At 34.8% G+C, this 14125-nt stretch carries 14 protein-coding genes; 6 read left to right on the forward strand and 8 right to left on the reverse strand.

Features of this window, described 5'->3' with window-relative positions; genetic code table 11:
- The first annotated feature begins 33 nt into the window (after nucleotides 1-33).
- A complete protein-coding gene (locus C7377_RS01680; RefSeq protein WP_116495608.1) occupies nucleotides 34-1998 on the forward strand; it encodes a heavy metal translocating P-type ATPase in 1965 nt (654 codons plus the stop codon).
- A gap of 81 nt (nucleotides 1999-2079) precedes the next feature.
- Nucleotides 2080-2712: an NUDIX hydrolase gene (locus tag C7377_RS01685; RefSeq protein WP_116495609.1), complete on the forward strand. Its 633-nt coding sequence runs from the start codon at nucleotides 2080-2082 to the stop codon at nucleotides 2710-2712.
- On the opposite strand, the gene C7377_RS01690 is transcribed toward C7377_RS01685, so the two are convergent.
- The 7 genes from C7377_RS01690 to floA all read right to left on the reverse strand — a co-directional run bounded on the left by C7377_RS01690 (nucleotide 2695) and on the right by floA (nucleotide 10397).
- Nucleotides 2695-4107, reverse strand: coding sequence for an MltF family protein (locus tag C7377_RS01690; RefSeq protein WP_116495610.1), 1413 nt, complete (start codon nucleotides 4105-4107; stop codon nucleotides 2695-2697). The two genes, C7377_RS01685 and C7377_RS01690, sit on opposite strands and share 18 nt — an antisense overlap.
- Entirely contained in the window at nucleotides 4079-6100 is a 2022-nt protein-coding gene (locus C7377_RS01695) for a putative porin (RefSeq protein ID WP_116495611.1), read from the reverse strand. The genes C7377_RS01690 and C7377_RS01695 overlap by 29 nt, the downstream gene beginning before the upstream one ends.
- Nucleotides 6101-6126: 26 nt before the next feature.
- Nucleotides 6127-6798: a response regulator transcription factor gene (locus tag C7377_RS01700; protein ID WP_116495612.1), complete on the reverse strand. Its 672-nt coding sequence runs from the start codon at nucleotides 6796-6798 to the stop codon at nucleotides 6127-6129.
- A gap of 2 nt (nucleotides 6799-6800) precedes the next feature.
- Nucleotides 6801-7823, reverse strand: a complete 1023-nt coding sequence (locus tag C7377_RS01705; RefSeq protein WP_116495613.1) for a sensor histidine kinase — start codon at nucleotides 7821-7823, stop codon at nucleotides 6801-6803.
- A gap of 36 nt (nucleotides 7824-7859) precedes the next feature.
- Nucleotides 7860-8978 carry a radical SAM family heme chaperone HemW gene (hemW, locus tag C7377_RS01710; RefSeq protein WP_116495614.1) on the reverse strand — a complete coding sequence of 373 codons (1119 nt, stop codon included), beginning with the start codon at nucleotides 8976-8978 and terminating at the stop codon, nucleotides 7860-7862.
- A gap of 5 nt (nucleotides 8979-8983) precedes the next feature.
- Nucleotides 8984-9349, reverse strand: coding sequence for a YraN family protein (locus C7377_RS01715; RefSeq protein WP_116495615.1), 366 nt, complete (start codon nucleotides 9347-9349; stop codon nucleotides 8984-8986).
- Between the two features lie 82 nt (nucleotides 9350-9431).
- Complete coding sequence (gene floA / locus C7377_RS01720; protein WP_394336358.1) at nucleotides 9432-10397, reverse strand: flotillin-like protein FloA; 966 nt, start codon at nucleotides 10395-10397, stop codon at nucleotides 9432-9434.
- A 128-nt stretch (nucleotides 10398-10525) separates the two neighbouring features.
- Here floA and C7377_RS01725 point away from each other — a divergent pair, with 128 nt between their 5' ends.
- Genes C7377_RS01725 through secG form a run of 4 tightly spaced genes read left to right on the forward strand, consistent with a single transcriptional unit; the run spans nucleotide 10526 to nucleotide 13364 of the window.
- Entirely contained in the window at nucleotides 10526-11737 is a 1212-nt protein-coding gene (locus tag C7377_RS01725) for a sigma-54 interaction domain-containing protein (protein WP_116495617.1), read from the forward strand.
- Entirely contained in the window at nucleotides 11724-12242 is a 519-nt protein-coding gene (locus tag C7377_RS01730; protein WP_116495618.1) for an LptE family protein, read from the forward strand. Before C7377_RS01725 ends, C7377_RS01730 begins: the two co-directional genes overlap by 14 nt.
- 3 nt (nucleotides 12243-12245) lie before the next feature.
- A complete protein-coding gene (locus tag C7377_RS01735) occupies nucleotides 12246-13022 on the forward strand; it encodes a hypothetical protein (protein WP_116495619.1) in 777 nt (258 codons plus the stop codon).
- A 21-nt stretch (nucleotides 13023-13043) separates the two neighbouring features.
- A complete protein-coding gene (gene secG, locus C7377_RS01740; protein ID WP_243408285.1) occupies nucleotides 13044-13364 on the forward strand; it encodes a preprotein translocase subunit SecG in 321 nt (106 codons plus the stop codon).
- 131 nt (nucleotides 13365-13495) lie between these two features.
- Here the strand turns inward: secG and frr are convergent, their stop codons facing one another.
- The gene (gene frr, locus C7377_RS01745) at nucleotides 13496-14062 is read right to left on the reverse strand and encodes a ribosome recycling factor (RefSeq protein ID WP_116495621.1); all 567 of its coding nucleotides are present in this window, start codon (nucleotides 14060-14062) and stop codon (nucleotides 13496-13498) included.
- Nucleotides 14063-14125: the final 63 nt, after the last annotated feature.

Here is a 14125-nt window from a genome sequence, read left to right on the forward strand (position 1 = left end):
TTTTGCACTTAGTAACATAAAATATAGCTACTTATGTGTAATAAAAGTGAACATAATCATATACACAATCATCCTCAATTTAATATTTTTGGAAAGAATACAGAATTGTATTTTGCGATTCTATCAGGTATTTTTTTAATTCTGGGATATGCTTTATCATTTACATCGAAGATAGACGATTATCTCGTTATTATCTATCTCATTTCATTTTTCTTTGGAAGCTTTTTTGCTATCCAAGAAGCTTTCTTAAAACTATTAAAAGCTAGGTTCGAGATTGATTTGTTAATGGTTGTAGCCGCATTTGGGGCTGCATATTTAGATAAATGGGCTGAAGGTGCATTACTTCTCTTTTTATTTAGCTTAGGACATGCGTTAGAACATTATGCTTTAGGTAAAGCGGAAAAAGCGATTAGTGAGTTAGGAAAATTAATGCCAGATGTGGCACTAGTAAGAAAAGGTAATGAATTTGTTGAAGTACCTACTTCTGAACTTGTTGTAGGTGATACTGTGCTAGTAAAAGCACACGAGCAAATTGCCGCTGATGGTGTAGTGATAGCTGGAGAGAGTAGTGTGAATCAAGCATCGATTACCGGCGAGAGTATGCCCGTTGATAAATCTGAAATGAAAGGAGAAAGTAAAATTTCATTTAATGATATTCCCGCCGAACATAGGGTTTTCGCAGGAACTATTAATGGTGAGAGTCCTTTGGAAATTAAAGTTATGCGTTTAGCTTCACAATCTACTGTTTCCAGAATGATTGAAATGGTGAGTGAGGCAAAAGCTAAACAATCTCCCACTCAGCATTTAACTAAGAAAATAGAAAAATATTATGTTCCTGCTGTACTTCTGCTGGTTATAATTCTTGGTTTCGTTTTCCTCACTGGAATTGAGACACTTGAAGATAGTTTGTATAGAGCTCTCACAGTATTGGTAGCTTCTAGTCCATGTGCTTTGGCCATATCGACACCAGGTACTATATTGAGCGGTATTGCAAGAGGTGCTAAAAAGGGAGTGGTTTTCAAAGGTGGCGCTGCACTCGAGGATTTAGGAAGCGTAAAAGCCATAGCTTTTGATAAAACGGGAACACTTACTGAAGGGAAACCTCAAGTTGTAGATTTTGTTTTAAATACTATCACAAAAGAAGATTTCTTTGCTCTGGCTATGAGTATAGAATCTTTTTCAAGCCATCCCTTAGCACAATCCATCATTAGTTATTCGGAACAATTTACCGGACCTATTGAAATTGACAAAAATGATGTTGAAGTAGTTAATGGTAGTGGCATAGAAGCTATTGTAAATGATAAGAGAATACAAATAGGTAGAATTTCTTATTTAATTGCGAAAGTGCCGTTGGAGATACAAAAAAAGATAAATGTATTTGAAGAGAAAGGTTATACTTTGGTAGGTATGGGAAGTGATTCACAGTTTTTAGGTGTGATTGCTTTGCAAGATAAACCCAAACATACGGCTAAGAAAATGATTAAACGACTAAGAAAACTTGGTATCAAAAAGATAGTTATGCTTACCGGAGACCAACAAGCAGTAGCTAATACTGTTGGTAAAGAATTAAATATCTCAGAAGTTTTTGGAGGGTTATATCCCGAAGACAAAGTAAAAGCGATAGAAGATTTGAACAAAAGATATGGAAAATCCGCTATGATAGGTGATGGCGTAAATGATGCACCCGCTATGGCAACAAGTACAGTTTCTGTGGCTATGGGAGCAGCCGGATCTGATGTAGCCTTAGAAACTGCTGATATAGCTCTGTTATCTGATAAAATAAGCAAAATACCTTTTGCTGTAGGATTAAGCAGAAGTGCAGAAAAAATTATAAAACAAAATCTTTACATTAGTTTAGGAAGTATAGCCGTGCTTATTCCTATGGCTTTGTTTGATATAACTGGTATCGGAGCGACTATCGTTTTACATGAAGGTACTACTGTATTTGTGATATTAAATGCACTAAGACTTTTGTCATATAATCTAAAGGAAGAATAAATTTTCAGCATTAGGATTTTCATTTCTAATTTTCAGTACAATTTTTGTATATTGTTTGCACGTCTTTAAAAAGCTTTTACTGTGCAATTATTAGATAACTTGGATAATGTCATTTCGTTATTAAAAGAAAGCTTAGCGACACCTTTGCCTGGACCAAAAGCGCAAGAGTTGATGGCACCCTCTTTTCGTAATGAATATAAATCTGATAAAAATCTGTTAACTCAAAGTGGTGTGTTGCTATTGCTCTATAATAAGAATGAGATTCCTCATTTTGTTTTGATGAAGCGAAGCAGTAAACTACGAACTCACAGTGGACAAATTGGGCTTCCAGGAGGAAAAACAGAACAATCGGATACTTCCTATTATCACACAGCTATTCGAGAAACTTATGAAGAGTTAGGCATTTCTCATAACTTCATTACTTTATTAGGCAAGTTAACACCACTTTATATTCCTATAAGTAATTTTATGGTACATCCGTTTATTGCTTATGCAACAGAAACCCTGCATTTTGTTGCGAATGATGATGAAGTGGATGAGATTTTGGAAATACCTTTAAGACACTTATTGAGTGAAAAAAGTGTGACTGAAGATATTTGGGAGAAAAGTGGTAAAGAGTACAGGCGTCCATTTTTTGCTGTAGGAGAACATAAAGTATGGGGAGCAACAGCAATGATTCTAAGTGAATTTCGGGAATTACTCTTTAGGAAATAGATTTTTATAATCTTGATAGATGCTTATTACTCTGTTTACGTGGTTTATAGTTTCTTTGCCTCTAAAGTATCCGTGTTTTACAACTTTATCATTATAATATTTAGGTTTGTTTAATAACGTAACATAAGGTGCGACCTCACTCCAAGAGTCTTTGTCTTTACCTTCTTTTTTGGCCAATTCTCTGGCATCTAAAATATGTCCTGAGCCAGAATTGTACGAAGCCAGTACAAAAAGTTTTAAGTCTTTTCTCTCTATCATATCTTGTGCAAATTTTTCTTCCAGATATTGGAGATATTTCCTTCCTGCAGTTAATTGTTCTTGAGGAGAGGAATGTCTTGATGCACCGAAATTTTTAGCAGTTATCGGCATCATTTGCATCAGTCCAAAAGCACCTGCCCAAGAAACTTGTGAATGATCAAAACGTGATTCTGTATAGATAAGAGCTGCTAATAGTCTCCAATCCCAATTTAAAATTTTTGCTTCTTTTTTGATGTATTTATCATAGCGAGACAGCGCTTTAGTTGAAGCTAATTTTCCTTCTTTATTTCGAACGATGCTTTTCTTATTTCTAAAATATTTGGTGTATAATGTTCTGTATTTCTTGGATTTTCTGAAGACATTGATCCAGTCATTGATATTACGTTGTAGTTCGACACCATTTTTATTAATAGCCCACGCCATATTGTGAGGCAAGCCGGCATTGATACTGATATCCAATTGAGGATAATATGTTTTTGCCACCTTAGCAACCAATTTGTCTGCTAATGTAGATGCTATACTATCCTCAGCCACCATATCAATCAGTTGCTCTTGATCCACATTGGCATAAAATTCGGTGTTTATACACAAACCAAGATTTTCTTCAATATTCTGTATGATTCTTTCACTGGCAGACTCTTTAGGAATTGTAATTTTTATTGTGTCCGTGTCTAACCAATCTTCAATATACTGTTTATTACTTTCCTTATTTTGTACTAATACAGGATTAGAGCGCATAAAAGGCTCAGAAAATAACATTCTCTTTTTCCGCGAGCCGGTAATGTTAACATTTGAAGCTAACATGTGTCCTTCCCCACTTTCTAAGAGCTCTAAAGCATTTTCATAATCAGGAGCAACAATTAACGTTAAGCTGACACCAAAATCCTTTGTATACTCTTTTATTAATTCATAATGAAAGCCCATCGGAGTACCTTTGTAGGTAAAATAATCTACGGAGTTGTTAATGATAATAACCTTAAGCTCATTATTTTTGATAATATTTTGAAAAATATCAACCTGCTCTTGCTGTGCGTTTTGTTTTGTTTCTTGCTTACATCCTAATAAATTGATAATTAGAAATATAAGAAAGATGTGTAGGAATGTATTTTTAGTCATAGAAGTACCATCTGACTCCATATTTTAGGATATGAGGAGTAATTGGATAATGTAGAGCTGAGAAATATTCATTATCAGAAATTAAATTGTTGATATGTTCATATTTCATAAAAAATGTTGCTCGTTTAAATTGGGCAACGAAATAGGCATCGAGTTTAGGATATCCTCCTAACTCTTTTTCTTTTTGTAGAAAAAACTGTCCAGTAGCCGGCATATAATCAGGCGCATACCACTTGGTATAGAATCTAGCATCAATTCCTACGCGCAATCGAATAGCTTTCTGGAATAAATCACTTTCAAAGTATGTATTGGCATAGGCAGAAATCATAGGCAATGGCAGTAGATCTTCATTGCTGGATTGTTGCCAATATACGGTGGGTTCAAAATGCATTTTCCACCAATGAAAGTTTTTTTTAGCATAGGCAGTAAAAACGACAATTTCATCTGAGCTTTGTTGCGGTAAGGCATTTTCCCCAAAAAAAGTATAGTTTTTCAACGCTTGCCAATATCCCCCAGCCTCAAGCTTCCACGCTTTGTTGTGATAATAGCCTCCCAATTTTATTTGAGTTTCCTTATTTAAATCTTTCTTCCAGTAAATATGATTTGAAAAATACTGATTCCACAACAATGAAGGCGTTTGGTTCGTCATTTTAAAATCCACTTGCAACTTATGATTTCTAAGGGAATCATTACCAAGATAATGAGTATAATGTGCTTTTGCTTCAGTGTCGCCACTTCTGTAACCTGAAAAATAAGTTCGCCAATGAGCTGCCCAGTTTGTTTTCTCTGTGGAGCTATAAAATGCTCCAACTTCTAAGGAAAGATTATCTTGTTTTATTTCTTTCATTCCTAGATCCCAGTTATTTGGGAATACAGGTTTCAATGCTGGCAACTCATATTTAATTTTTTCATAAGAAACCTCAGCTCGCAACCCATATTTGAACCAGTTAAAATAGCCTTCATTAAGTACAACTTGGGCACTATTCTTTAAGTTTTGGAAGGTCGTTTTTTCTTCTATAGGCGTATTAAAAGCATAGATAAAATTTTGATAGTAGTCATCTGTGTTTTCTTGATCGTAGTATTTCCTAGAGCTTTTATCAAGGTGGAGCGTATGAACAATTTTTATTGGATACACTTGTGTAGTATCTCCAAACAGTACTCTCTCCCTCATTTCGCCAATGTTATATTGATGACTTAGAAAATAATTAAAATTATGTATAGATGCGCCGGTATCAAAAAGTCGAACTTCCATGTTGGGCGCTTCTATGGTTGTATCAGCTTTTAAAACATTATCATCTGCTATACCCCCATTTTCTTGTAATTTGATACGGTTATGGTTGAGATATCCATACAGTTTATAGTGTCCTTTTTCATAGCTTGAAAAAACTGTAAAATCATAAACCTTATGCTTTTGATTTTGATATTGACCGTCGCTTGAAATTAGGTTGTATTCTAATCCTACATTCCAATCTTTATTGATATTTTGTGTAACGAGTACATTTAAAATATTCTCTTCACGATTGTTATTTCCGCCAGTAGAATAATTTAATTCTGAATAGGGCGTGCGTGTATCAATAAACTTATGTGTTTCAGGTCTGCTGATATATACTTCATAGGGTTGAAGAAAAAGAAACTCCTGAACAGGTTCTCTGTGTATGAAAAGTGCACTTTGATTGGCAGCCCCAGCATTTCCTGTAAATGTATTAGCAATACTTTTCTTAAAATTAGGATAAAGTATTTGCCGGTCCATATCAGTGGTATCTCTATAATGTCGAACTTTATAAGCTCCATCGGCTTCGAGTTGCCATAATTTTACAAGTGGCTCTATTTTGTTTGCTTTAAGACTATCTTGCAGTTTTCGATATTCCTCACGACTTATATGTCCTCCTGAAGTTCCACCATCACCTTCTCGCGATTGCCCCCATGTGAAGGAACCAGTAAGAAGAAAAATTCCTATAAGAATAAATTTGGTATGATGAGTACTAAGTAATTTAGTCATTGAAGTAATATTCATTGTTTTTGCAAAAGTATAGGAATTATCTATTCTTCAAACTTATATCCGACTCCTTTAACAGTTTTTATGTAGTCTTCTCCTATTTTTTCTCGCAATTTTCTGATATGCACATCAATCGTTCGGTCTCCTACTACAATATTGTTGTCCCACACATTTTTAAATATATCTGAACGACTAAAGACCTGCTGAGGAGTTGAGGCTAGCAAACTAAGAATTTCAAATTCTTTTCGGGGAAGAATGATTGTTTGCCCATCCTTTTTGACATGATACTTTTCTCTATCAATTATCATGTCCTTCGTGGTAATTACCTCAGAATCTTTACCCAAATCGATGCGACGCATAAAAGCATTTATTCGACTAATAAAACTTTTGGGTTTTATGGGTTTGGTAATGTAATCATCAGCTCCGGATTCAAAGCCCTCAATTTCGGAATATTCCTCTGATTTTGCTGTTAAAAAGATGATGATACTTTCTTTCAATTCTACATATTGGCGTAGTTGTCTGCATGTTTCGTAGCCATCCATTATCGGCATCATCACATCTAATACTATGATATGCGGTTTGAATTTCCTTGCTTCTTTGATTGCCTTTACGCCATTTTGTGCAGTTACCACCTTGTAGCCTTCTTTCTTTAGATTGTAGCTGAGAAATTCAAGAATATCCTTTTCATCATCAACTATTAAAATACGTTTTTCCATAATTATTTAAGTGCTTTTTCTAAGGAAAACTGAAAACTAGTTCCTTCTCCAAAGGTACTTTTTACTGATATTGTTTCATTATGTGCCTCTAAGATATGCTTCACTATGGCTAATCCGAGTCCAGAGCCACCTTCGTTGCGAGATCTGCTTTTATCTACTCTATAAAATCTTTCAAAAATTCGTGGCATATCCTCTTTTTTTATGCCGATACCGTTATCCTCCACCTTAATCCAATATTTGTTAGATGCCTTTTTGTGTTTGATTGAAATTTCTGTTTTACCCCCTTTTTTTCCATACTTTAAAGAATTGGAAATAAGATTAATAAGCACTCTCAAAATATGATTTTTTTCAGCTATTACCCAAATATCTTCCTTTGGCTTCTGGTAGCGTATTTTTATATCTTTTTCTAAGGCTCTCATTTCAACCTCGTCAATAGCTTCTTCGATTACCAGCGATAAAAGAAAGCGCTTCTTTGTCAAAACAAGTGTGCCTGATTCAATTTTGGTAATCAAATCCAAATCTTGCACCATATGAATCATACGGTTGATATTTTTTTGAGCTTTGCGAAGGTATTTCTTATTGATAGTTTCATCGTACAATCCCCCATCGATTAAAGTAAATATATAGCCTTGAATATTAAAAATAGGAGTTTTCAGTTCATGAGCTACATCACCAATAAATTCTCGACGAAATTTTTCTTGAGCCTTAAGTTGTCTTATAATGGGTTCTTTCTCTTGACTCCATTTTATCACTTCTTTTTCTACTCTGCCGATATTCACATTCTTATCAGATAGCTTTTTATCTCCTGAGGCATACATCAGTTTGTACAAAGTATCTAAACGACTGTAAATATTTCTATTCAAAAGATAAACAATGACACCAAAAGTGAGAGCAAATAATACAACTAAAGATAAATAGAGATTGATATTATTCGTAAAATGCATCCAATGAAAGAGCAGTGCAAATACTACTGCAATAATAGCTGCAAATAATGCTACAATAACAACCGCTTTATGCTTGAACATAGTTCTTTATGTTTATGAAATATTTATTCCTGTGTGCTAAATTACAAAAAACTTAGCAATAAGATAATCAGAACGTAAGAACCTCTCTGGTTTTAATAATAGTGTAGTGTTTTTGAGCACGAAATCTTCCTTGTTTTCTTTTAGCACTTTCTTTACATTTTCAAGATAAAAATTTCCGAAAGTTTTTTGTACATACTCTAAATCAATTCCCCATTTTGTGCGCAACCGAACCATTATATAATCATTGAATTTATCCTTAACAGATAATTCTTCAGATTCAGCAGGAAGATCCTCTTTTTCAATACCAGTGATGTATTTTTTTAAATTAGAGATATTCCATTGGCGCATTTCTTTATTATATGAATGTGCAGAAGGACCTATTCCCAGATAGGGTTTTTGCATCCAGTAATTGGTGTTGTGCTGTGATATTTTCCCGCTTTTACAAAAGTTTGATATTTCATATTGTTCGTAACATTGTTTTTGTAAATATTCAACCAAAAATAAATACTGTTTTTCACTGTTTTCATCAGCTATTTCGTGTAGTTTTCCTTTCTTCTTTAGATGCCCAAACGGTGTCCCTTGCTCTATAGTTAAATGATAAGCAGATATGTGCGTGGGTTGTAATTCACATAGTTGCCTTAAATTTTCTTTTAAATACTCAACATCACTATTTGGAATACCGTATATAATGTCTAGAGAAAGATTATCGAAGCCAGCTTGCTTAGCATTTTTCACGCAACGTATAGCTTCCTCCGCTGTGTGTCTTCGATTCATAAATTCCAGAACTTTATCATCAAAAGATTGGATGCCGATACTTAGCCGGTTTACTCCTATGTTTTTTAATCCTTGCAGATATTCCTTCGATAAATCATCAGGGTTGGCTTCGAAAGTAAGCTCAATGTTTTTTGAAATTTCAAAATTATCATAAATAGTTTGTAATAGATTTTCTACCTCTGCAATTTTTAAAATACTAGGTGTACCTCCTCCAAAATAAATGGTTTCAATAGGTTCGTTAAGATAATTCTTCCGTAGAAAAATCTCTTTTTTCATTGCTTTCAAAAGTGGTTCTTTGTGTTTTAAGGAAGCATTTTTGAAAAAATCACAATAACCGCAGACTTTCCTGCAAAAAGGAATATGAAGATAGATACCAGCCATAAGAATTAAATATCCAAAGCGTTAAAAGCATTTTCAATATGCTCAATTTCGATAGTTGATGGAGACTTTGTGAGTGCTAACAGATCAAAGCGAACTTCTTCCGGTCTGTTAAACATCGTAACATAAGCATCGGCAGCTTCAATAAGAAAACGCATCTTGCTTTTAGTGATACATTCACGAGCATTTTGCATACCTCCGAAAGAGCGAGTCTTTACCTCTACAAACACAAGGATATCATTTTTTAGTGCAACTAAATCTATTTCTTTGTGTTTGTATCTCCAGTTGGTATGAAAAATAATGTAGCCCTTTGACTCCAAATATTCTTTTGCTTTTATTTCCCCAACTTTTCCTAAAGTATTATGCTCTGCCATCTTGCAAAGATAATTGATTCAAAGAAAAAGGTCACTCTCACACAGAGAATGACCTAGTCTCTTTTAATACTTCTATCGTATATTATTTTTTGTCTTTATCGTCAGTAGAGCGAGAAATAGAATCGCGCATCTTGGTGTCGGCATCTACATTTTTCATTTTATAATAATCCATAATGCCTAAATTTCCAGTTCGGAATGCCTCTGCCATAGCCTGTGGCACCTCAGCCTCAGCTTCTATCAGTTTTGCTTTCATATCTTGAGTCTTAGCACGCATCTCTTGTTCGTGAGCTACAGCAAACGCTCGTCTTTCTTCAGCTTTTGCTTGTGCAACTTTCAAGTCAGCTTCAGCTTGGTCAGTTTGCAATTCAGCACCTATATTTTTACCTATATCAATATCGGCAATATCAATAGAAAGAATTTCAAAAGCGGTACCTTGGTCAAGCCCTTTGGTTAAAACAGTTCTAGATATATTATCAGGATTCTCTAGCACTTCTTTGTGTGAATTTGCAGAACCTATAGAAGATACAATTCCTTCACCAACACGCGCAAGAACGGTATCCTCACCCGCTCCTCCGACCAATCTTTCAATATTGGCACGAACGGTAACACGAGCTTTAGCAATTAACTGAATACCATCTTTAGCTACTGCAGTTACTGGTGGTGTGTCAATCACTTTAGGATTTACACTCATTTGCACCGCCTCGAATACGTCACGTCCAGCTAAGTCTATAGCTGTAGCCATTTGAAAGGGTAAATCAATATTTGCTTTGGATGCAGAAACTAAGGCATGCGTTACGCTAGAGACATGACCGCCAGCAAGATAATGTGCTTCCAGGGCATCACGGTCTAGGTCTATTCCCGCCTTTTTAGCTTCTATCATTGCTGTAACAATAGTGCGTGGAGGCACTTTACGAATACGCATAAAAAATAGTTGCAAGAGATTAATTCGCACTCCTGTAACCATTGCTTGAAACCATAACCCAATGGGGAAATATCGTAGGATAATGAGCAGTACAAGTATTGCCAAACCTACCATTATCAAAGTCATTACTTCCATAGTAGAAAAAAGATTTTTAGTGAAAAATTACCTTACAAATATAAACTAAACTTTCTGATAATTCCCTAATTCCAATCAAATTATGTAATTTTGTCAGTATATACTGACAGGAAATATTTATGAAACACAACATACAAAGTATAAAACAGCGATTTGGTATTATTGGCAATTCAGAAAGTCTAGAAAGAGCTATAAATATTGCAGTGCAGGTAGCTCCTACTGACTTGTCTGTATTGGTTACTGGCGAAAGTGGTGTGGGTAAAGAGTTTTTCCCTCAAATAGTGCATCAATACAGTAGCAGAAAGCATAACCCGTATATAGCTGTAAATTGCGGTGCGATTCCTGAAGGAACAATAGATTCCGAACTGTTTGGACACATCAAGGGCTCGTTTACAGGAGCATTATCAGATCGTAAAGGCTATTTTCAGCATGCTGATAAAGGAACTATCTTTTTAGATGAAATAGCAGAGCTTCCATTAGCCACTCAAGCCCGACTTTTAAGAGTATTAGAATCAGGAGAATATATAAAGGTGGGTAGCTCACAGGTAGAAAAGACTGATGTTCGTATTGTGGCAGCCACCAATGTGCAACTTGAGGATGCCGTGAAGCATGGAAAGTTTCGTGAAGACCTCTATTATCGTTTAAATACCGTACCTATTGAGGTGCCTGCACTTAGAGATAGACCTGAAGATATTCCTATTCTTTTTAGAAGATTTGCTGTAGATTTTGCCGATAAATATCAGATGCCACCTATTCGTCTCACAGAGGATGCTATTCTTTTGTTAAAGAAATACCGTTGGCAAGGCAATGTGAGACAACTCAAAAATATCACGGAACAAATTTCTATTATAGAAAAAGACAGAAGTGTGAATGCCTTGACTCTTACGAGATATCTGCCCGAAAACACTACCCTTTTACCTGCATTAGCTCAGCAAAAAACAGACAGTAGTACAGCTGACTTTTCTAATGAAAGGGAAATTCTCTACAAGGTGCTTTTCGATATGAGAAAAGATATGAATGATTTAAAAAAATTAGTTTATGATTTAATGGAAAATAATACCGATATTAATGCTAAAGAGTTTGATAATTCGGTATTGACACGCCCAACTGATGATCGTGCCTATCCCATAACTTCCTATGCTGATGATTTTGATGACATAGAGGAAACCACTGAAATCATAGAAGAATCTCTATCTTTGCAAGAACGTGAGAAAGAAATCATAATCAAAGCATTAGATAAACACAATGGGAAACGAAAGAAAGCAGCCGAAGAATTAGGAATTTCAGAGAGAACATTGTACAGAAAGATTAAAGAATATGAAATTAATTAAGGCAATAATCATTGTTGCTAGTCTATTGGCATTTAGCTCATGCGGGCTTAGTACGATAAAATATAGTAGTAACGGTGCATCAATACCTGTTGAGGCTAAAACGTTTTCCGTCGATTATATTGAGAATAGAGCAGCTTATGTAGATCCCATTTTGAGTAATGAATTGACAGAAGAGCTCAAAGATAAGTTCCGAAGCGAAACAAATCTATCAGAAGTTTTAGATGGAGATGGGGATTTACATTTTGAAGGTGAAATCGTGAAAGACTTTCTACGCCCTGTTAATATTACAAGAGACGAATATGCTGCTGCAACACGGCTGACTATTGTCGTGAAAGTAAAATACGTAAATCGTCTTGATGATAAATTTGATTATGATACGCAATTTTCTGCCTATCGAGACATGGCTGAAACACAAGATCGTACAACGGTTGGAGAATCTTTAGTAAAGGAGATTATTGAACAAATTGTTGAGGATATATATAATAAAGCTGTAGTGAATTGGTAAAATATGAATAAGGATTCTTTTTATAATATTTTATCTCATCCATACTCTATCACATCAGAGGATAAAGAGTTTTTGGATGAAATACTTGAAGAATATCCTTTTTTTCAAGCGGGACAAACTTTGCGTCTGCAAAATGCTTATGGAACTGATAAGTATGAACGTCTTTTGCAACAAAATGGCATTCATATTCCTGATCCTAAATATTACTATCGCAAATTGATGCTGAATAAAATGTATGTCCAGACAGAGGTGTTGGATGAAGAAATATTGCCGACTGAAAAGGATGTTGTTGATGAGGGACGAAAAGATACTAAAGGACGTTTTACAGAGGCAGAAAACAAAGAAAAAGATAAAAAAGAGCGTGAAACCTTACAATATGCACCTTCTTTTTATAAAATTGAGGAATCTAAAAATCCATCACCTGATCTTCAAAAGGAATCTCATAACTTTACCGATTGGTTAAATGTTCTTGATCAAAGTGCCCAAAAAGAATCAGCTATTGAAAATCCTAAGGCCAAGAAAACGGCAGCTACTATTTCACAGTTTATTGATAAAGATAAAAAGCCAATAAAAAAGCCAAAGGCTACAGTAACCAAAGAGAAAGAAAAAGACTATTCTCCAGAACAACTTATGAGTCAAACATTGGCGGAAATCTACGTAAAACAAAAGCTATATGATAAGGCAATTGCTATTTATGAAAAATTAGATTTGAAGAGTTCAGAAAAAAATGCTACTTTTGCCCGTCGAATTGACGAAATTAACGAATTAAAGAATAATTAAGATATGTTTACTTTTTTAGCTGTGTGCATAATTATAGTGTGTATTCTCCTTGTGATAATTGTTTTGGTACAAAACTCTAAAGGTGGAGGATTGGCTTCTACTTTTGCCGGGTCAAATCAAATAATGGGAGTGAAAAAGACAGGAGATTTCTTAGAGCGAACTACTTGGGGCCTTGCAATTATCCTGTTTGCACTTTGTTTAGCTTCAACAGCATTTATGCCTACTAGAGGTGGAGAACAAGAAATAGAGAATATTGGTGATAAAATGCAAGAAAAAGTTGAAACACCTGTGATTCCTGCAACTCCTATTAACGAAGGAACTGCAACAAATACAGCTCAGTAAGCATTCTAAAGAGAAAATGAACGATAACACCTTTTCCTTAATCTGGGAGAGGTGTTTTTTTGTATAGAAATAAAAGAGGTTCAAATTTGAACCTCTTTTGAGTTTTTCATAGTTTTGTATAAGATAAGGAATTAAATCTTCATAATATCTTTTTCTTTTTGATCTAACAGCTCATCAATCTTTTTATTGAAATCGTCAGTTAGTTTTTGAACATCATCTTCAGCATCATGACGTAAATCTTCTGATAATCCATCTTTCTCCATCTTTTTTAATTCCTCATTTGCGTCTCTGCGTGAGTTACGAATACTGATACGAGTATTTTCTCCTTCATTTTTAGCTTGTTTTACCAACTCTTTACGACGCTCTTCAGTCAATGGAGGAACATTTACTCTTACAACTTCCCCATTATTATCAGGATTGAAGCCTAAGTTTGCATTGAGTATGGCCTTTTCAATCAAAGGAATGGTGCTTTTATCCCATGGTTGAATAGCAATGGTATGTGCGTCAGAAGCAATTATATTAGCCACTTGATTCAGTGGAGTTAAATTTCCATAATAATCTACTTTTACACCTTTCAGCATAGAAGGATCAGCTTTGCCAGCACGTATTTTTACTAATTCGTTCTTCAGATGCTCTACAGCCTCAGACATAGCATTTTTTACTTCTTCTAAATGACGTTTGGTATCTTGCCTATCCATAATCTTGATTTTTAATGTTTGTTATTCAAAAATAATAAATAATTGTGAGAATGAGTACAAATT

Origin of the sequence: Balneicella halophila (assembly GCF_003096835.1) — a bacterium.
Taxonomy (GTDB): Bacteria; Bacteroidota; Bacteroidia; order Bacteroidales; family Balneicellaceae; genus Balneicella; species Balneicella halophila.

What these genes read in the sequence shown, in the direction of transcription:
- C7377_RS01695 (WP_116495611.1), bottom strand. Translation starts at nt 6,100, where the DNA reads ATGAATATTACTTCAATGACTAAATTACTTAGTACTCATCATACCAAA.
- hemW (WP_116495614.1), bottom strand. Translation starts at nt 8,978, where the DNA reads ATGGCTGGTATCTATCTTCATATTCCTTTTTGCAGGAAAGTCTGCGGT.
- C7377_RS01705 (WP_116495613.1), bottom strand. Translation starts at nt 7,823, where the DNA reads ATGTTCAAGCATAAAGCGGTTGTTATTGTAGCATTATTTGCAGCTATT.
- C7377_RS01690 (WP_116495610.1), bottom strand. Translation starts at nt 4,107, where the DNA reads ATGGAGTCAGATGGTACTTCTATGACTAAAAATACATTCCTACACATC.
- frr (WP_116495621.1), bottom strand. Translation starts at nt 14,062, where the DNA reads ATGGATAGGCAAGATACCAAACGTCATTTAGAAGAAGTAAAAAATGCT.
- floA (WP_394336358.1), bottom strand. Translation starts at nt 10,397, where the DNA reads ATGACTTTGATAATGGTAGGTTTGGCAATACTTGTACTGCTCATTATC.
- C7377_RS01715 (WP_116495615.1), bottom strand. Translation starts at nt 9,349, where the DNA reads ATGGCAGAGCATAATACTTTAGGAAAAGTTGGGGAAATAAAAGCAAAA.
- C7377_RS01730 (WP_116495618.1), top strand. Translation starts at nt 11,724, where the DNA reads ATGAAATTAATTAAGGCAATAATCATTGTTGCTAGTCTATTGGCATTT.
- C7377_RS01700 (WP_116495612.1), bottom strand. Translation starts at nt 6,798, where the DNA reads ATGGAAAAACGTATTTTAATAGTTGATGATGAAAAGGATATTCTTGAA.
- C7377_RS01735 (WP_116495619.1), top strand. Translation starts at nt 12,246, where the DNA reads ATGAATAAGGATTCTTTTTATAATATTTTATCTCATCCATACTCTATC.
- C7377_RS01725 (WP_116495617.1), top strand. Translation starts at nt 10,526, where the DNA reads ATGAAACACAACATACAAAGTATAAAACAGCGATTTGGTATTATTGGC.
- C7377_RS01680 (WP_116495608.1), top strand. Translation starts at nt 34, where the DNA reads ATGTGTAATAAAAGTGAACATAATCATATACACAATCATCCTCAATTT.